Source organism: Phycicoccus elongatus Lp2, from assembly GCF_000367525.1.
GTDB classification, from domain to species: domain Bacteria; phylum Actinomycetota; class Actinomycetes; order Actinomycetales; family Dermatophilaceae; genus Phycicoccus_A; species Phycicoccus_A elongatus.
In genome coordinates this window covers 2,389,209-2,408,809 of record NZ_HF570956.1, presented here as the reverse complement: position 1 = coordinate 2,408,809, position 19,601 = coordinate 2,389,209, and the positions used below count along the sequence as shown (strand labels likewise).

Below are 19,601 nucleotides of genomic sequence, written 5' to 3'. Positions count from 1 at the left end.
TCCCGCTGCTCGAGCCACGCCTCGGCATACGGCCCGAACATCTCCGTCGACCGCACGACCTTCGCCCGCCGCGACTTGCTCGGCGACCACTCGTCGTTCTGCATGAGCCGGCGCTCGGCCGCAAGCCACGCCTCTGCGTCGACCTTGGCGTCGAAGGTCGACGGAGCACGGTGGAAGGCTTGGTCCGGACCCATGTAGTAGGCCTGCCAGCGACCATTGGCTCGCTTGCGGATGGTCCCGAAGTCCCGCTTCGCCCTCGTCATCGCGTGCCACCAGCGGACACGAGTGGACACAACTGGGGCATAACTGGGGACATTTCGTGTCCGCTTGTGCCCTGTCCTCTCACGCGCTAGATTCTAGATCACCGCAGGTCAGATGCCTACGGTGCAGGTCGAAGCACTACAGCCAAGTAGGCGCGTGAACAGTTCAAATCCTGTCACCCCGACCATGTTTTCGCAGGTCAGCGGCCTGCCTTCACCCGGCTCAGGCCTTCGTCATGGCCAGCACAGCAGCAAAGGACAGTAGTTGGGGTGTCATTCGAGACTGTCACCGAGCCGGCTGGCCACGCCTCGAATCGCCGCCCGGCATTCTGGTGTCGTGACCACGAAGGAGCGTCTCCACCAGCTCGTCGGCCCGGTCGATGCTGACCTGCGCCGCATGGCCGACCTGGTTCGTCAGTACGCCGACCGTAGGCCCGGCGGAACCGATGCCTCGATAGGTGCAGTGTGTGAGGCCCGACCTCGACACCGTGGCAACTGCGAACCGACGGGACTTCAACAACAGCCGGCAGCAACACCGGCGCGCACCTGCCATCGTCCCCGAACGGGACCAACCCATGGGGGCGGTCCAGGAGCGCGGCGATCACGAGGCGGCGCCACGGCTGACGGGAGCTGGACGGCATCCCAGCGTGAGTAGCTCGCCACGTGCGTGTCGGTTCGCCTTGTTGCCCAGTGGAGTCGGCATGGTCCTGCGTGGTCGGCATGGTCCTGCGTGGTCGGCATGGTCCTGCGTGGTCGGCCCGGTCCTGCGTGGTCGGCCCGGTCCTGCGTGGTCGGCCCGGTCCTGCGTGGTCGGCCTGATCCACTGCGGCATTCGGGGCGTTCGACGGTCACGCCGCACAGCAAACGGTTCTGGATTTCGGCGAGTCGCGCGCAACACGCCGTACTCTGGGCTCCTCGACGTCGGATTGCTGTGCGGTCGGGCCAGCGAGGCGCCGGCCACGTGGATGCCGCCTTCGGCCATCGGGCATCTTCAGGGCATGATGGCGCCGGTCACGAGAAGGGTGGACATGATGTCTGGGGAGAGCGTCGAGGTGACACGTCATCGGCATCCGATCGCTCGCCCGGTGCCGGTGCCGGTTCCGAAGGAGCCGCTTGTCCTCACGCCGCCGCGCGATCCCACTGGCCCACGCCTGGCGGACCTGCCCGCGTTGCCGCGCCGGCGATCTGTCGACGCTGCTCCCGGACCACCCCTGCTGGGGGTGGTACGGGACCCCTACATGGCACGGCTGGGCTGCACCTTCGTCACCGGCTCCCGACCCAGCGATGCGCGCACCGCACCGACGAACCCGAGCGTCATCACTGCGAACCCAGCCGCCGCCACGTAGTGCTGCCCAGCGATGAACCCGGCAAGGTCGACGATGGCGCCCGCGATCATGGCCCAAGCGGCCCATGACTGGACCCCAGCGCGCATCGCCGCCACGCCGAGCAGGATGATCCCGACGGCGTGCAGGCCCGAGATCATCCCGACTGCAGTGTTGCCACCGGCGAAGATGCGGCCCAGGAGTTCGGTGGCCTCCGCCAGCTCCAGCCCGTCCGCCAGCGAGGCGCCGGCGATGTTGAACCCGTTGTCGACCATCACCGCGAACAGGCCGATCACACCGAGGCCGCCACCGATGAAGGCCAACCACGGCGACGCCCGGTAGGTGGCCCAGGCCAGCCACACCAACCCGCCCGCCATCATCACGACGGCGACCCCGTTGAGCGCGGCACCGGTCACGAGCGCACCGCTGTGCGCGACCGCAGCGGCCGCCTGGTCGGCGGCCTTCTCCGACACCGTCGGTTGGATGATCGTGGCCGCAACACCCAACAGGGATCCCACCACCAGGACCGCGGCACCGATTCGGGAGTGCGTTGCAGTGGTGTTCTTCTCGACCGATGGCATGTCCACACCGCCTCGCGTCCTGGCCGAACTGCCCCGCGGCTTCCGGCTGGCTGTTCTCGCCCTCTCATCGGTACACCCGGCCAGCGGTGCTGTCCAGAGTCGAAAACCCCTCACATACCATTCCTGAGATATCATCCCCGACACACACTCGGTCATGATCTTGTTCCGTGCACGGAACCGTCCCCGTCGGGGTCCGGATGCGCGCTCGAGGCCATCTCGTTGCGCCGGAGTCGAGGAGTGGACCGTCATGGACCTGGCGTTCACCTGCCTGGTCGTCACGGGCGAGGTCGCCTCGATGGCACGCGACGGCGAGCGGCTGCTCGACGGTCGCGAGCGCGCACGACTCACCGTCCTGGGTCGCGACGAGGACCGGGCGCGGTTCATCGCCGGTGCAGCACTGCTGAGACGGGTCGTGTCGACCCTGACGGGCCTGCCCCCCGAGGACGTTCCGATGGACCGGACCTGCCCTGACTGCACCACGTGGCACGGCCGACCCGTCGTCCCGGGATCAGGGCTCCACGTGTCGATCAGCCACGCGGGTGACCTCGTCCAGGTCGCGGTCACCCGTTCGGCGCCGGTCGGGGTCGACATCGAGAACCGCGCCACCGAGGTCACCGACGCGATGCGCACCCTCTTCGCGGCCACCGCCCCACACATCCGCAGCGCAGAGGAGTTCCTCACGACGTGGGCCCGGGTCGAAGCCGTCCTGAAGGCGACGGGGGAAGGCCTGCGGGTCCCCCTGGACCAGGTGCGGGTGAGCGGACCGGACGAGGCGCCCCGACTGGTCTCCTATCGCGGGGAAGCACTCGGATGCCGCCTGTACGACCAGTGCCCACGTCGCGCCCACGTCGGATCCGTCGCAATCCTCACCGACGAGCCGGTGCAGCTCCTCGAGCTCACCGCGCGGGAGTTCTTCGACACCTCCTATTGAGTGGGCGGCTGCGCCCACTCAACCCACTTCGCAGCGGGGCGTCCCCGGCATCCCGGGTCCGACTTCTCCCTATGCTGACGCTGTGCGCGTCGACTCGCCTACCGACCCGGCCGCGCAGGACCCCCTGCGCGCGGGGGACCGGCGCCCACCGGAGCGGACCCTCGTCGACATCCTGAGGGCGACGGTCGCCGCCCATGGTGAGTCGCCCGCCATCGACAACGGCACCGAGGTACTCAGTTACGACGAACTCCTCGACGCCGCGGAGGACGTGGCCCGGGCCCTTCGCGAGGCCGGGGTCGAACTCGGGGACACCGTCGGCGTCCGGATCCCCAGCGGCAGCGTCGACCTCTACGTGGCGATCCTGGGCATCCTGGTGGCCGGAGCGGCCTATGTGCCGGTGGACCATGACGACCCCGACGAACGCGCCCGGATCGTCTTCGCCGAGGCGGGCGTCGCGGCGATCGTCACGAAGGACCTCGTGATCCGGAGCGCGGCACCCGCGGAGCAGCACCCGACCGGAGCCGATACCCTCGCGGATGCCGCGGACCGGCCGGATGCCGCGCTGCTCGCGGACCCGACTCCGGACGACGATGCGTGGATCATCTTCACCTCCGGGTCGACCGGCACCCCGAAGGGTGTCGTCGTCACCCATCGCAGCGCTGCCGCCTTCGTCGACGCCGAGGCAGGCATGTTCCTCCAGGATCGCCCCATCGGTCCGCACGACCGGGTGATGGCGGGGCTGTCGGTCGCCTTCGACGCCAGCTGCGAGGAGATGTGGCTCGCCTGGCGGCACGGCGCCTGTCTGGTCCCGGCCCCGAGAAGCCTCGTTCGCTCCGGCGTCGACCTCGGCCCGTGGCTGGTGGCCAACGAGGTGACCGTCGTCTCGACGGTACCCACCCTTGTCGCGTTGTGGCCGATGCCCGCCCTGGACCGGGTGCGACTGCTCATCCTCGGCGGTGAGGCCGCCCCGCCGGAGCTCGTCGCCCGGCTCGTCACCGCGGATCGTGAGGTGTGGAACACCTACGGCCCGACCGAGGCCACGGTCGTCGCCTGCGGGGCCCGGATGGTCACCGGCGAGCCGGTGCGGATCGGGTTGCCGCTGGCCGGCTGGGACCTGGCCGTCGTCGACGGGGCCGGCGAGCCAGTGCCTGCCGGTGAGGTCGGTGAGCTCATCATCGGCGGGGTCGGCCTGGCCCGCTACCTCGACCCGGTCAAGGATGCCGAGGTGTACGCCCCGATCCCCACACTGGGCTGGCACCGGGCCTACCGCTCGGGCGACCTCGTCCGTTTCGATGGCGCGGGCCTGCTCTTCCAGGGCCGCGCCGACGACCAGGTCAAGGTCGGCGGGCGCCGGATCGAGCTCGGGGAGATCGACTCCGCCCTCCTGTCCCTCCCCGGGGTGGAGGGCGCCGCAGCCGCGGTGCGGCGGACCGAGGCCGGCAACACCCTCCTGGTCGGGTATGTCACCGTGGCCCCGGCGGCATCCCGCGACGGCTTCGACACCAAGGCTGCTACCGAGCACCTTCGCGCGACGATGCCGGCGGCGCTCGTCCCACGTCTGGCCGTCGTGGAGACACTGCCCACCCGCACCTCCGGGAAGATCGACCGGGACGCGCTGCCCTGGCCGCTCCCGCAGCGGGCCGGGTCAGGGCAGGTCACCGCTGACCTGGCGAGCACCCCGGCATGGGTGGGCCACGTGTGGGAGCAGATCCTCGGCAGCCCGCCGGGCGGGCCGGACGAGGACTTCTTCGACGTCGGCGGCGGCAGCCTGGCCGCTGCCCAGCTGGTCACGCTGCTCCGGGAACGCTTCCCCGAGGTGACCATCGCCGATGTCTACACCAATCCGACACCGGCAGGGCTCACCCCGTTCCTCGACCAGCTCACAGCCCCCCGCGGCCGGACGAATGACCCGGTCCACCCGGTGCCGAAGCGGACCCAGGCCGCCCAGCTCGCTGGAAACGCGGCGCTCCGCTCCATCGGTGCCCTGCGCTGGCTCGTCTGGATCGGCCTGGTGTGCGCAGCGGCCCGGGCCGTCCTCGGGCTCCCCTGGTTGCCCCGGCCCCCGACGTGGGCCCTGGTGGCCGGTTGGGCACTGCTCATCCTCCCGCTCGGCCGGATCCTGTTGGCCGCCAGCGGCGCCCGGGTCGTGATGGCCGGCATCCGGCCTGGCGAGTACCCTCGCGGCGGCAAGGTCCACCTGCGGGTGTGGCTGGCCGAGCGTCTCGTCGACGAGCTCGGGGCGACGAACCTGTCCTCCTCCCCCTTCATCACCCTCCATGCGCGACTGCTCGGATGCCGCCTCGGGCCCGGCGTCGATCTGCACTCCCTCCCACCGGTCACCGGCATGCTCCGGCTCGGCGCCCGTGCCGCCGTCGAGCCGGAGGTCGACCTGCGCGGGCACTGGATCGACGGAGGCATCCTGCACCTGGGAATGGTCCGGGTGCGGGACGGAGCCCGAATCGGCGCCCGATCCACACTGCTGCCCGGCGCCGACGTCGGTGTCGGGGCCGAGGTCGCACCCGGCTCCGCGGTGTTCGGCACCGTCCCGGACGGTGAGGCCTGGTCCGGCGCCCCGGCCGAGCCGGCGGGAGTCGCCCGAGGACCGTGGTGGGACGCCGAACCACCGCGGGGCCGGGCGTGGTTGTTCGCGTATGCCGCCTCGGCCACCGGGCTCGCCCTGCTGCCGCTGCTGGCAATGGTCGCCGGTGCGGCGTTCGCTGTTCCCGCGCTGCGGGGAACCACGTCGACCGCGCAGGCCCTGTGGCGGGCCTTGCCGTGGGTCCCGCTGGCCGGGATCGTCGCCTTCGTCGCCCTGGCCCTGCTCGTCCTGCTCGTCGTCCGGGTCATGTCGATCCGGCTCGGCCCGGGCCTGCACCCGGTGCGCGGCCGGCAGGCATGGCAGGCGTGGACGACCTTGCGGGTCCTGGACGAGGCGCGCACCTGGCTCTACCCGCTGTACGCGAGCACCCTCACCCCCGGATGGTTGCGGGCACTGGGCGCCGACATCGGGCGCGGCGTCGAGGCCTCCACGGTGCTCCTCATCCCCGGATTCACCAGCGTCGGCGCGCAGGCCTTCCTGGCCGATGACACCTTCGTCGGCGGCTACGAGCTCGGTGGGGGGTGGATGCGTCTGGAGCGCACCCGGGTCGGCAAGGGAGCCTTCGTCGGCAACTCGGGCATGGCCGGGCCGGGACACAAGGTCCCCCGCAAGGGTCTGGTCGCGGTGCTCTCGGCCGCCCCCCGCAAGCACAAGGCCAAGGTCGGCGCGTCCTACATCGGCAGCCCGCCGCGCCCGCTGCGACGTGAGGCAGCCCCGATCGACACGGCCCGCACGACCCGACCACCGACCCGGCTCAAGGTGGCTCGCGCCCTGGTCGAGTGTTGCCGTCTGGTCGCACTGTGGCTGCACATCGCCCTCGTTCTGGTCGTCGCCGCCACCCTGCTCCTGCTGTGGCAGGCATCGCCGTGGCTCGCCCTGCTCCTGGGCGGAATCATCCTGCACGTTGCCGGGGCCGTCGCCACCGGGATCGCCACCCTCGCCAAGTGGATCCTCGTCGGGCGGATCCGCCCTTCGGAGCATCCGTTGTGGAGCTCTTTCATCTGGCGCAACGAGTTGGCCGATGCATTCGTCGAGATCCTGGCTGCGGCTTGGTTCGCTCGCGCCGCCGTGGGCACCGTCGCGCTCAACTGGTGGCTGCGCTCACTCGGGGCGAAGGTCGGTCACGGGGTCTGGTGCGAGAGCTACTGGCTACCCGAACACGACCTCATCGACCTACGTGACGGCGCCACGATCGGCGCCGGGTGCGTCGTGCAGACCCATTTGTTCCACGATCGGGTCATGTCCCTCGATACCGTCACCGTCGGCCTGGGCGGAACCCTCGGTCCGAACTCGGTCGTGCTGCCCGCAGCCCGGATCGGCAAGCACGCCACCGTCGGTCCCGTCTCCCTCGTCATGAGGGGCGAGTCGGTACCGGACCGGACGCGGTGGATCGGCAATCCCGTCGGCCCGTGGGTGGGCGAGGCGTGAGACCGGACGTCGCCGACCCGTACCTGGTGGGCCACGGGGACTTGCGCTACTCCGTGTCCCACTACGACCTCGATCTCACCTACGACCCGGCCGGGAACCACCTGCAGGCCCGGGCCGTCCTGGACATCCGCACCCTCGCGGAGACGGCCCAGCTCGTCCTCGACCTGCACGGGCTCAAGGTGTTGCGCGTCTCGGTCGCCGGCGCAGTCCTCAATCGGTGGATCCACCAGAAGTCCCGGCTCACGCTGCGCCTGGGCGGCCCGCTGGCCGCGGGCAGCACCCTCGTGGTCTCGGTCGACTACAAGGGCTCGCCGGGCACGATGCCGGGCCCGGACGGGCGGGCAGGGTGGGAGGAGCTCGACGACGGGGTCATCGTCGCGGCCCAGCCACACGGGGCACCGACCTGGTTCCCGTGCAACGACCGGGCCGCGGACAAGGCCCGCTACCGCATCGGCGTGACGACGAGGACGGCGTACACGGTGGTCGCCAACGGCGTCCTGACGGGGCGGCGGGCCGGTCGGGCGGCGACAACGGTGGACCTACGTCCTCGACGACCCGGTCTCGCCCTACCTGGCGACCCTCCAGATCGGACGTTATGTCGTCACTCAGCTCGATTCCGTGGTTCCCGGTCGCCTCATCCATCCCGCCCGGTTGCAGGACGCGGTGACGTCAGCATTCGCCGACCACGGACGGATGATGGCGTTCTTCGTCGACTGTTTCGGCCCCTACCCGTACGCCTCCTACGACGTCGTCGTCACGGATGATGCGTTGGAGATCCCCCTCGAGTCCGCGACCCTGTCGACCTTCGGGTCCAACCACGCGACCCGGGACTGGGAGAACCAGCGCCTCATCGCCCACGAACTCGCCCACCAGTGGTTCGGCAACTGCCTCACGGCCGCGCAGTGGCGGGACATCTGGTTGCACGAGGGATTCGCCTGCTACGCGGAGTGGCTGTGGTCGCAAGAGGTGGGCCTCGACTCCACCCAGGAGCAGGCCGCTCGGCACCACCAGGGGCTTGCCGCACAATCCCAGGACCTGCTGTTGTGTGACCCCGGGCCAAAGAACATGTTCGACGACCGCGTGTACAAGCGGGGCGCACTGACCCTGCACGCGCTCAGGGGTGCGATCGGGGACGAGGCCTTCTTCGCCGTGCTCCGCGGCTTCGTCGCCGACCACCGGCACCGCGTCGTGTCCACGTCGGACCTCGAGAAAGCCATCTGCAGGGTCCTGGGACCGACCGGGGGTGAACAGGTGCGCCGGACGGTGCTGGATCCCTGGCTGCGCTCCCCTGCGCTCCCCCCGATTCCTGCCATCTGAGCCGCACGGCACAGCCCGAGCGGCCCCCGCCCCGAGCGGGATCGTGACGACTGACGTCCCTGCTGGCAGCCTCTGAGCAGGCCCTCCCCACCTCTCATTGCGATCTCTCCCAAGAACTGTCACACTAGGTGTCGTTCAGCACAATGTGTGCGACCATCCTTGTTTGACAACACATGTAGTCGAACGAAGTGGCTGCCTCATGGCGAGCCGACTCCGAACACGAAGGGGATCGCAGTGATGACCGGGGGCTACTTCTTGGGCATCGACGTCGGTACCACCGAGGTCCATGCCGCCACTGCGCGAGAGACCCTCGACGGGGACCTGCTCTGCGTCGACGCGCCCCTCGGCGACGAAGGCGGCGGCGCTCCCGCACTGGCGTTCGTGACACCGGACGGCAGCCTGCAGTACGGGCAGAGAGCCCGGGAGAGCGGCATCCTGGAGCCGGAGCGGCTCATCCGCGAGTACCGGTGCTCCGTGGGGGACGACCTCCCCCTGTTCGTCGGCGGGCACCGGGTGCGCCCGGACGAGGTGCTGGCCGGCGCCATCGCATCCGTCGTGGAGACCGTGACGGCGTCCGAAGGGGCCGCACCGCTCGGCTTGGCACTCACCCATCCGACGAGTTGGGGCCCGTACCGGCGTGACGTCGTGCGCTCCGCGCTCGCGGCGCGCGGCATCCCCCGGATCGAGATGGTCCCGGAGCCCGAGGCAGCGGCACGTCACCACGATGCCGCCCGCGGCTTCGAGCCCGGTCAGGCACTCCTCATGTACGATCTGGGCGCCGCCGCCCTGGACGTGACGCTGCTGCGCAAGGGAGCGGAGGGCGACTGGGTGGTCGTCGGGGAGCCACTCACCATGAGCGACGTGGGCGGGAGTTGCTTCGACGATGCCGTGCTCGCGCACGTCCTGGACGTTGCGCCGCCGGAGGACCACGGCGCCGAGCCCGATGAGATCCGCCGGGGCCTGGCACAGTTGCGTCAGGAATGCGCTGCGGCCAGGGAAGAGTTGTCATTCGACCCAGAGGTCGTCATCCCGTTGGCAGCGCTCGGTCGCCAGACCACGGTCCGACTGACCCGGTCCGAGTTCGAGGGCATGATCGACCAACAGATCGAGCGAACCTGCGACGCCCTGGAAGACCTGCTGGAGGATTCGGGCACCTCCATGGATGAGGTCGACGCCATCCTCCTGGTGGGGGGCGCCTCCCGCACCCCCAGGGTGGCGCAGCACCTCTCCGAACAGTTCGACCGGCCGATGGTGCTGGATCCACACGCCCGCTCCGTGGCCGCCTTGGGGGCGGCACGCGTCGGCTGGTCACGACGGGGCAAAGCCCTCCCAGCACACGGGCAGGAGGTATCGGTCGACGAGCCGAAGGGTGGCGCGGTCGATGACCTGCAGCCGGGCACCCGGGCCGGCGGGGAGAGCGCGACCGAAGAGCACGCAGCTGTCACCAGCAGCAGCGGCAGCTTTCCGAGCAATCACGGACGCCGGCGCCGCAGCAAGTGGTCCCACGTTCGCTCGATGGGTGCCCTGGTCGCGGTCGCGACGGTCCTGACGGGTGGCTCGTTGAGTTACTCGCTGACCTCCGCACTCAGTGACGCCGCCGATGAGAAAGAGGAGTCGAGCGAGGTCCTGCAACTGTCGACGCCGTTGGGCGATGACATCATGATGACCGTCGCCGCGAAGGCGGACAAGGACCCGTTGGGGCTCATCGCCGCGCTGGACGACCCGGACCGGATCCCAGAGGCGGTCCTGAAGCCGGACAAGAAGAAGCCGCCTCTGACCCAGGCATTCACCAGGACCGCGCCACGCGCACAGAACACCAGTGCAGCCGGGAGCGTGCGGGCGCGTCCCACGACCTCGACGAACACTCTGCGCTCGGTCCCGTCCGGAGTCGCCTCGACCGGCGCCAGCAGTCCGTCGGCCAGCACGAAGCCCTCCGCCACGTCCAAGCCGTCCACCTCTCCGTCGACCAGCACGAAGCCGTCGTCCCCGACACCGACGACGCCGACGACATCGCCTCCGACCCAGCCGCCCACGACGGAGCCGTCGCCCGAGCCACCACCGACGACATCCGCTCCGGAGCCTCCTGCGCCGACGACCGATCCCCCTGCGCCGTCGAGTGAGCCGCCGGCACAGCAGGACCCCCCGGCCTCTGACCCGCCTCCGGCGTCGGATCCGGAACCGCCGCAGATCCCCGAGGGAGCCTGACCCGGGACTCGCGCCCAGCGGGTCACATGAGTCAGGTCACATGAGTCAGGTACTCCCTCGGCACTTCACCGGGGCATATCAGGAGTGCCGCCGGTTCGCTGACGGCAAGGACGACACGCTCGAATCCCGCGTCGCCGTCGTCGGACCGGGCGGCTCCGGCAAGACGACGTTGCTGCGCACGATCGAGCAGCGCCTGCAGCGTCAAGGCGTGCGGACGACGACCCTGGAGAGCACGACGGTCATCGACGGGGTGCCCCGCGAGCACGTCGTGATCGCGGATGACCTCCACCTGCTCGAGGAGAGCCAACTCGATGCCCTGTCGGCGAGGGCCTTCGACCAGCAGGCGGGTCTCCTGGTCGCAACCCGTCCCTGGCCCACGCCACCCGGGATCGTCGAGATCCTGCGCTCGCTGGAAAGCACGAGACCGACCATCGTCCTGGAGGAGGTGGCGCGTTCGGCGGTGACGGCATACATCCACTCCCAAGGCCTGGCGATCACCGATCAATGCGTCGACTCGTTGCTCCGCGGCACCGGAGGCATCGCGTGGCTCATGACGCAGTCACTGATCGCCTACGGGCACCACAGCTGCGGGAGCCACATCGACCACGACGAGTTGATGCACTCCATCGCCGTTCGGATCAACCATCGGTTGAGTCTGGTCGACGAGCCCGTGCGCGCCATGATCGAGAGACTCAGCCTGGGTACCTGGGACTGGCAGGCCGTGCGGCGCGATCCCGGCTCGAGCCGTGAGCACGTTTCCGCCGCATTCGCGGAAGGGCTGGCCCTGCGCGACGGGATCTTGCCTCCTCTCGTCCGGTCCGCTGCACGCCGGTCGATCTCCACACCTCGGCTGGTCGAGCTGGGCACGGCCAGCGGAGACGGCACGCCGGCCGGTATCGCCGGCGACCTCGTACAGGACCCGGAACTCCGGCTGCGACTCGGAGCGATCGGCGGCGATCCGCTCGGCGCCGCCCTCGCGGCATGCGCGGACGCGCTCCTGGACAGTGACCCCCGAAGCGCCGGGGAGATGTACCGAGCCGCTGCAGCGCTCGGGAGCGACGGGCCCGCGTTGGCACTTCGCGAAGCACTGGCGGCATGGAGTGCGGGCGAGTTGGACACAGCTGCGCGCATCATCGACGGGCTGCTCGTCGAACCCGAGACCAGGGACCGTGATGACGTCCTGGGCGCCGCCGCCGCCATCTGGGCTGCGCGGGGCATGATGACGACCGCCAGCGAGCTCTACGCCAGCAACCCCCGAACGGGCCAGGCCGCGGCGGTCCAGGCGCAGGTGGCTCATGCCGGCGCCGGAGCGACCCCGCAGCTCACCTGGTCACCTGAACCGACACACGGCACACCCGAGGCGCTCACGTCACCGACCACTCTCGGCACGGCGATGCGATCCCTCGACCACGGGCTACGGGCGTCGCTGGAGCGGGATGCCGCGCAGGCGGCACTGAGCGACCTGGTCCAGGCATCCGAGCTCTACACCTCCGCGGGCGTCGTCGGGCCCATGTCCGAGCTGCCCGCTGTCATCGGCACGATCGTCGCCGTCGGCGCCGGCGACCTCACCACGGCCGCCCAGATCATCGGCTCGGCGGTGGAGGACGGACAAGGAGGCATCTGGGCCCGCCGGCGGCTGCTGTTGTGGCAGGCATGGCTGGCGACCCAGTCGGAGGACCCGGCCCGGGCGCGGCAGGCGCTGGAACGGTCCGAACGGCTGCCCGGCCGAGGTTCCCCGCGGGACGAGTTCCTGCGCCAGGTGGTGATCATCCAGCTGGCTCGTCGCTACCGGGACCTGCCGACACTCCAAGCAGCCTGGGACGCGGGCCGTGAGAGCACGCACCACGTGGAGATGGACCTCTACACCCTCCTCCCACTCGGCACCCTCATCGACAGCGCATCGAGGCTCGGGGACTCCGACACCCTCGCCGTCCATCTCGCGAGGGGACTCGACATCCTTGACCGACTGGGGGAGCCGCCGCTGTGGTCCGCGCACCTGAGGTGGGCCGGCATCCAACAGGGCATCCTCCTCAACGCACCGGAGACGATCGCCCCCCACGCACGGGCACTCGTCGCGATGTCGGGGGCAAGCCCCGTCGCCAGGAAGATGGCGGACGCGGGACGTGTCTGGGTCTCGGTGCTGAGTGGCTCGGTCGACACGGATGCCGTGGAGGCAGTCGCACGCGAGCTGGGCACCGTGGGGCTGGCCTGGGACGGGGCACGGATGGCAAGTCACGCGGCGCGGCGGACGAACGACCGCAAGGATGCCGCCCGCCTGCTGGCCTGTGCCCGTGACCTGCACCCACAGGAGCAGTCGGCACCGCCGCCGATTGCGCCCGCATCAGCGCCCTCAGCGACGCCGGACGAGAACACCTCGACGGCAGCTGCTGCGAAACAGCCGCAGGTCTCGCTCAGTCGGCGGGAACTCGATGTGGCCCACCTCATCCTGCAGGGAAAGACCTACGCCGAGATCGGCGACACCATCTACATCTCACCACGCACGGTGGAGCACCATGTTGCCCGCATCAGGCGGCGACTGAGTGCGACATCGCGGTCCGACCTCGTCGCGAAACTGCGCATCGTGGTCTCGGAACACTCCGGCCACAATGGCGAGGGACCGAACCTCGTACCGGGGTCCGATGGCAATCACCCGTCCCCCCACCCCCAGGCATCGGGCAAGACCCCGATGGCATGACGCCCAGACCCCCTATAGCCTTGTCACCGAGTATTCAAGAACCAAGGAGTTAACCATGGCCACCCCTTTGGCGACGGTCGCAGATGCGCTGATCGAGTTCATCTTGAGCCTCCTGCGAGATCCTGCGGCGGTTGCCGAGTTCAAGGCGGATCCGCAGAAGGTCCTCGACAGCCGTGGGCTGGGCGACATCGGCGCGGATGACGTCCGTGCCGTCGCACCGGTCGTCGTGGACCATCCCTCCGTCTCGCTTCGGCCACAGGGCCCGAGCCACCCCGGCCCCGGGCCCGGACCCACGCACCCGGTCTATCCCCCGTCACCCCATCCTGAGCCCCCCGTCATCAGGGAGATCAGCACCATCGCGAACAAGTTCCACATTGACAATCGCACGACGATCGTGGACCAGTCGGTCAACCAGAACATCTGGGCGAAGGGTGATGTCACGCAGTACTTCGACCAGAAGGCCGTGCTCGCCGTGGGCGACGAGTCCGTGGCTGCCGGGAACAACGCCTGGCTCGACAACTCCCAGACCGATGTGACGGCGGGTGACATCGCCATCGGCAACACCGAGACGAACACGACGGTCACCGATTCGTTCAACGACTCCTCGACCAACGTCCAGTTGGACGCCCAGGCCGACGGTTCCTTCAACGACTCGTCCAGCACTGTCGACGTCAACGCCGAGATCACCGACTCGTTCCAGAGCACGTCCAACGTGGTCGACACGAGCGTCGTCCTCCTCAACGACGGCGAGATCAGCGGCAGCTCTTTCCAGGCGGATCAGTCCGTGGACATCAACAACGCCGGAGGTGGCGACAGCGCGCCTGCGCTCTACGACAGTTACACCGAGATCGACGATGCTGCTCTGACACCGTTGGACTTCGTCGAGGACGACCAGCAGTAGAAGGGGCTTCGCTGCCAGCATGGCGCGCCACAGAAGACGTACCGACAACCACTCGGATGCAGGCGGTCCCCCACCGCCCTCGGAGCCGTCATCGCCGCGCCAGACAATCGAGGCGGCGCCGACAGAGATGCTGCCGGCGCCGGTTGAGACCGCCGCAGGGCCCGGCCAGGCGGTCGAGCCGAAGCCGACAGGGACCCGACCGGTGTCCGGCGGTGGCACCGTTGCCCCACCACCGGACAAGTCCGCGCCCGGGCGGCCCCCGACGGCAAGCGCGAACCTCCCTCCGGTGCTCGTCAAGCGCACTCCTCCGCTGCCGGTTCGTCTGAGCCAGCTGCTGTGGGCACTGAGCTTCGCGGCCGGAACGGTCGGGATCGTCTACTTCTTCATCATCCGTCCAGAGCAGCTGCCACTCATCGCCGATGCGATCCGCAGCGTGAACTCGACCCGCGAGGACGCAACCTACGATTCCGCGGCGAACATCGTCTTCTGGTCCGTGTTCGTCATCGTCATCTCCGTCCTCGCCACCCAGATCACGCTGCTCGTGTCATTCATGAACCGGAAGGAAGGCATCCGGTGGTGGCAGCTCGCGACCCTGATCACCCAGGTCGTGTTGTATCCGGTGGCGCTTGAACTGGCCGCCAGGGGCGAGGACGGCGTCCTGCTGCGGCAGTTGCTGCTCGGCCAGATGGCCCTCGTGCTGCTGGCGCTCCTGGTGAGTGTTCTGCCCAAGGCCTTGGCCTGGACGGCGCAACAGCAGGACGTGCGGCGCGGGACGCTCACCTCTGGCGGCATGATGCACTGACGCCTCAGGTCTGGGGCCGCCTCAGGTCTGGGACGCGATCTCCTCCAGGCTGCGGATGACGACCTTGCACACCTCGATCGCGGGTCTCCCGGTCAAGGGGGCGTTCATCAGGGTGCGCCAGTGGGCCAGGTCGGCGTTGACCCGCTCCCCGATGGCGTCCGGGGTCGCGTCGACCATGTCCATCCGGACGGCGGCATCCGTCCCCTGACCACCGACGATCCGCACCGCTGCCACGGCATCCTCATCCGCCAGCGGCAAACCCGTCGCCTGCGCCTGGGACAACAGGGACAGTTCCCGCAGGCTGTGGTTGGTCAGTCTCAACCGTTCGATACCGGCGAGGACCGACGTCGTGCCGCTCTGCGGCTCTTCTCGCAACAGGTGCTCGAGCGCGTCCAGCACACTCCGGATCTTGAGTGTCGTGGAACGTGGGATGAAGTGCCGCTCGATGAACTCCCGCAGCGCCATCAATCCGCTCTGCTGCACCATCTGGCCCGCCAGGTCGCTCGAGTCCTCGACACCTGCGCGGATGAGTGACGTCGCGAGCCGCACCCCGAACACGCCGAATCGCGACAACAGCTGCGCCCGCACCGCGTCGTCGAGCACCTGGTCTTCGCCCGGTTTGACGAACCTGTCTGCCGAGACCAGCAGCCGTTCGCGGTGGTTTCGGTCGAGTTCTGCCAGGGTGCGGAAGGCCGCGAACTCGCTTTCGCGCAGGGTGCGCGCCCCTTCGGCCACGAGGCCGGCGACGGGGATGACGCCCAACGCCAGGGACGCGAACTGACCGTCCCGCTCGTAGCGGGTGGCGACCTTCCTTGCCGAGATCAGCGAGTCGATGCGGCCGGATCCGAGCTCATCGGCCCGGGAGAGCACGGCAACGGCGTTGACCGTTCGGGAGGCCCCCGCGGCCGTGTCGCGAAATGCTTCCAGGAAACCGACGTCCATCGGATGGAGGTGTCGGATGAGGTAGACGATCGCATCCGCCGACCCCGGGGAGTGGTCCGGGGCCAGGAACGCCGTGGACCGGAGCGATACGTCCTGCGAGAGGGAGGCGATCCCGGGGGTGTCGATGAGGATCGCTGACTTGAGGACTCGGGATGGCCAGCCGATGTCGATCCGTTCCACGTCCTCGGCAGAGAGGTCCCCGAGGTCCACCTGGACCTGACCGTCCACCCGGTGCACGCGAAGCCGGCGAGGCGGGCCGACGTGGGGATGCAGGGTGATGGACGGGCTGTCCGCGTACCGGTACCAGGTCACGACACGGGTGCACTCCCCGGCGTCGGTGGGGGCGATCCGCTCCCCCAGCATCGCATTGAGCAGCGTCGACTTGCCCGCCTTGACGATTCCAGCGATGGCCAGCCGGAGGGGTTCTTGGAGGCGCATCTCCAGTTCTTCGAGCAGACGCGTTGCGCTGTCGCTGGCGAGGTACAGGTCTCGTGCCTCCCGGACGAGTGCATGGGCCTCGTGTTGGGCGTCGGAGCTCACCGGCTGGAGACCTCCTTGACCGGAGCAGGCGGGGGCAGTTCAGGCATCTGTCCACGCCACTGCTCCAACTGGCGCAACTGTCCCTGGAGTTGGGCGACGCGCTGGTCGCGATCCTCGGTGAAGCGGTCTGCGGACTGTCGAGCCGCTTGCAACGCCTCGCCCAGGGAGCGGTTCATCTCGTCGCCGATCCCCGTGAAGTGGTCACGGATGGTCCGCTGGACGGTCCGCATCCGATCACGCAGTTCCTTCCCGACCTGGAAGGTGACCTCGTCGATGTAGCGGCGGACGATGCCCTTCGCCTCCATCCGGCGGCGCATGAGGCGATTCCCCATGTCCTCGCGGTAGGCCCGTCGGCCCACGAGGACACCCACCAGCAGGGAGAGCGGGTTGATCAGGGGGAGGCCGATGAGGCCGGTCGCGAGGCCCATCATCAGGACCCCGCCATACGATCCTCTGACCCCGATGTAGATCTTCTCGCCGGCCCCCAGTTTTCCGTCGCCGACGGCCGGTAGCGGGTCGACGACGTCCAGGAGGTCGTTGGTCCCTGCGACTTCGATCGTCGGCAGCGTGTTCCGGTCCTGCGCGAAGAGCTCCGCCACTTCTTCGGTGAGCCACCTGGAGCGTTCATCGGTCCACACGAAGGTCTCGGAAATGGCTGTTGCCACGCGCTGGTCGACCCATTCGGTGATCTGCTCCCAGATCGGCCCGGGGTCGCCCTCGTCGATGGACTCCTCGGCCTCGCGCATCACGCGCCGCAGTCGGTCGCGCAGGTCGTAGTCCATGTCGGCGATCAGATCGGCGATGCCGTCGTTGAGTGTCGTGTTCCACCGGGAGGAGCGGCTCCGGAACTCTTCGAGCTTCGCCTTCGTGATCTCGAGCTCGGTGATCAGCCGCGGCGTGTCCTCCGGGTGCAGCAGCACCGTCAGCTCGCTCCTCAGGGACACGGTGATCTGATCGAGCACGAATGTGATGTCGTGGACGGCGCCGCGAGCGCCGATGAGTTCTGCCTGTCCCAGGATGTCGGCGCGCAGGTGTGCCACCAGCTTGGGGAATCCGGATTCGTCGTTGAGTTCGCTTGAGTTCTCGGTCGCCGCGAGGAGCCGCAGGTCGCTCGAGACAGCGAACAGCGGTACCTCACCCAGTTCCTTGAGATGGTTGCGGTCGATCTTCTTGATCGCGCGCCATTCCGGGTAGAGATCCGTCTTCGCCAGCACGGCGGCGACATTGGGTGAGACCCGCATGGCATGCCTGAAGAGCTGCATCTCCGGCTCGGTGTACTCCTGTGATGCATCCGAGACGAGGAGCACCGCATGGGCGGATGCCAGCGCTGACAGCGTGGTGAGCGCATGCGCTGAATCCATCCCGCCCACGCCGGGTGAGTCGATGAGCCGCAGGCCCCCCCGGAGGATCTCGCGGGGCAGTAGGACCTCGGCGGCCCGGATGCCCTGCTCGTTGTTCGCGTTGCCCAGCTCGGAGACGTACTGGGCCAGCGAGTCGATGGGGATGGCCTCGCGATAGACCTCTGGGTCGTGGGATTCCTTGTTTTCACGGACCTTGATGACCCAGGCTCCGGGTTGGGCGCCATATCCGATCGTAGTCGGGACGCTCGTTGCGATGTCGTCGTCGATCGGGCACACCGGCGCGTTGACGATGGCGTTGACGAGTTTGCTCTTGCCCTGCTTGAACTCACCGATGACGATGACGCGGACGTTGGGGTCGACCAGTCGTTCGTGGGTGTGGTCGAGTCGCTGCACGAGATCGCTGCGCCCCATCGAACTGGCGGCTCGCGCGACCGTCTCGATCAGTTCCGCCAACTGGTTGTTCGCGTGTTCATCCACTGCTGCCGCAACGGTGGGCGGGCGTTCTGCCACCTGTCCGGAGGAGCCCCGCTTCTCTGGCGTGCGACTGTTGCTCGTTGACCCGGTCACGGACACTCCATCGTCGGACTTTCGCGATTCTCCACGGTACGGCATCGCGGGACGAAGGCCCACTTCGGGCGATCCGCCATCGGCTGCCTGGCCCCGCACACGTCATCGACGCCCGACCAACCGTGTGGTTGGTCGGGCGTCGATGGGTGGGGAACCGGACTCACATACCGAAGTGGTCCATGTCGATCTCGCCGCCGTGGGTGGCGTTCTGGTCGAAGTACTGGCCGCTGTTCGTCCAGGACTGGTCCTGGAAGTTGGCGTCGACCTCCGCCGTGAAGGAGTCGTTGTCCTGGAAGGAGTCGTTCAGCGCCACGTCAACGTTGGTGTGCTGCGACTGGTCGTTGAACGAGTCCTCGACCTCGACCTCGACGTCCCAGTTCGTGGAGTTGTCGTTGAACGCGTTGTCGAAGGCGGTGTTGATGGTGGTGTTGCCCCAGGAGACGTCCCCGACGTTCACGCTGGTGGTCGAGTTGTCGATGCTGACGTCCCGGCCTCCCGCGACCGAGCCGTCGCCGAAGGCGATGCTCGCGTTCTGGCCGAACACCTGGTTGACGTTTCCGCCGCTGCCCGACCCGAAGCCGCCCGATCCGTCGCCGGTCGAGATGGCCTGGTTGACCGACTGGTCGAGCTGCAGGTAGCGGGCGTCGACGGTGACGACGTTCTCCTCGACCTCGTACTCGCCGATCTTGCCGGCGAAGCCGCCGCCGCTGCCGCCGCCGAAGCTGAGGCCGCCGAAGTTGGCGTTGTACTGGCGGACGCCGGCCGTCACCGAGTTGTCGTTCAGCGTCTGGCTGTTGAACGAGCTGGTGATGTTGAAGGAGTCCTGGGCTGCGCGGGAGTGGTCGTTGTACGAACCGGTGGTGTTGAACGAGTCCTCGAGCTCGACCTCGACGTCACCCACGGTGACGTTGTCGTGGTTGGAGTTGTCGTTGTTCTGGTTCGAGTGATTGGAGTTGTCGTTGAAGGAGTCCTCGACCTCGACCTCGACATCCGTCTCGACCGAGTTGTCGGAGTTGTCCGAGTTGTCGGAGTTGTCGGAGTTGTTCGCGATGCCGTTGCCGTTGTGCTGAGAGTTGTCCGCGTTGCCAGAGGCGACGTCGCCCACTGTCGTGTTGCCCTGGTTCGAGTTGTCGTTGAAGGAGTCCTCGAC

Annotated in this window: 11 protein-coding genes and 2 pseudogenes; 8 read left to right on the top strand and 5 right to left on the bottom strand. The window is 68.7% G+C overall.

What is annotated here, in order from left to right:
• Both BN10_RS17425 and BN10_RS11570 read right to left on the bottom strand, forming a co-directional pair.
• Positions 1-263: pseudogene (locus tag BN10_RS17425) on the bottom strand (site-specific integrase); the annotation flags it as partial.
• A gap of 1,231 nt (positions 264-1,494) precedes the next feature.
• Positions 1,495-2,163, bottom strand: a complete 669-nt coding sequence (locus BN10_RS11570) for a hypothetical protein (protein ID WP_010851431.1) — start codon at positions 2,161-2,163, stop codon at positions 1,495-1,497.
• A 247-nt stretch (positions 2,164-2,410) separates the two neighbouring features.
• Between BN10_RS11570 and BN10_RS11565 the strand changes: the two genes are divergently transcribed.
• From BN10_RS11565 to BN10_RS11530, 8 genes are all read left to right on the top strand, one after another.
• Positions 2,411-3,094, top strand: a complete 684-nt coding sequence (locus tag BN10_RS11565; protein ID WP_010851430.1) for a 4'-phosphopantetheinyl transferase family protein — start codon at positions 2,411-2,413, stop codon at positions 3,092-3,094.
• An 82-nt stretch (positions 3,095-3,176) separates the two neighbouring features.
• Positions 3,177-7,121, top strand: coding sequence for a Pls/PosA family non-ribosomal peptide synthetase (locus BN10_RS11560; protein ID WP_010851429.1), 3,945 nt, complete (start codon positions 3,177-3,179; stop codon positions 7,119-7,121).
• Positions 7,118-7,885 (top strand): gluzincin family metallopeptidase, encoded by a 768-nt coding sequence (locus BN10_RS17835; protein ID WP_010851428.1) that lies wholly within the window; start codon positions 7,118-7,120, stop codon positions 7,883-7,885. Before BN10_RS11560 ends, BN10_RS17835 begins: the two co-directional genes overlap by 4 nt.
• Positions 7,815-8,438, top strand: coding sequence for a M1 family aminopeptidase (locus BN10_RS17830; RefSeq protein WP_324603527.1), 624 nt, complete (start codon positions 7,815-7,817; stop codon positions 8,436-8,438). The genes BN10_RS17835 and BN10_RS17830 overlap by 71 nt, the downstream gene beginning before the upstream one ends.
• A gap of 237 nt (positions 8,439-8,675) precedes the next feature.
• The gene (locus BN10_RS11545) at positions 8,676-10,643 is read left to right on the top strand and encodes an Hsp70 family protein (protein WP_040751600.1); all 1,968 of its coding nucleotides are present in this window, start codon (positions 8,676-8,678) and stop codon (positions 10,641-10,643) included.
• A 40-nt stretch (positions 10,644-10,683) separates the two neighbouring features.
• The gene (locus BN10_RS15795; RefSeq protein WP_051369685.1) at positions 10,684-13,338 is read left to right on the top strand and encodes a LuxR C-terminal-related transcriptional regulator; all 2,655 of its coding nucleotides are present in this window, start codon (positions 10,684-10,686) and stop codon (positions 13,336-13,338) included.
• A gap of 55 nt (positions 13,339-13,393) precedes the next feature.
• Positions 13,394-14,239, top strand: a complete 846-nt coding sequence (locus tag BN10_RS11535; protein WP_010851424.1) for an IniB N-terminal domain-containing protein — start codon at positions 13,394-13,396, stop codon at positions 14,237-14,239.
• 286 nt (positions 14,240-14,525) lie between these two features.
• Entirely contained in the window at positions 14,526-15,041 is a 516-nt protein-coding gene (locus BN10_RS11530; RefSeq protein ID WP_156917220.1) for a hypothetical protein, read from the top strand.
• A gap of 21 nt (positions 15,042-15,062) precedes the next feature.
• Here BN10_RS11530 and BN10_RS11525 read toward each other — a convergent pair whose 3' ends face one another.
• The 3 genes and pseudogenes from BN10_RS11525 to BN10_RS17420 form a co-directional block, all read right to left on the bottom strand.
• Complete coding sequence (locus BN10_RS11525) at positions 15,063-16,523, bottom strand: dynamin family protein (protein ID WP_010851422.1); 1,461 nt, start codon at positions 16,521-16,523, stop codon at positions 15,063-15,065.
• Positions 16,520-18,451 (bottom strand): dynamin family protein, encoded by a 1,932-nt coding sequence (locus BN10_RS11520; RefSeq protein ID WP_010851421.1) that lies wholly within the window; start codon positions 18,449-18,451, stop codon positions 16,520-16,522. The genes BN10_RS11525 and BN10_RS11520 overlap by 4 nt, the downstream gene beginning before the upstream one ends.
• Positions 18,452-18,611: 160 nt before the next feature.
• Positions 18,612-19,601 (bottom strand): annotated as a pseudogene (locus BN10_RS17420) (hypothetical protein); the annotation flags it as partial.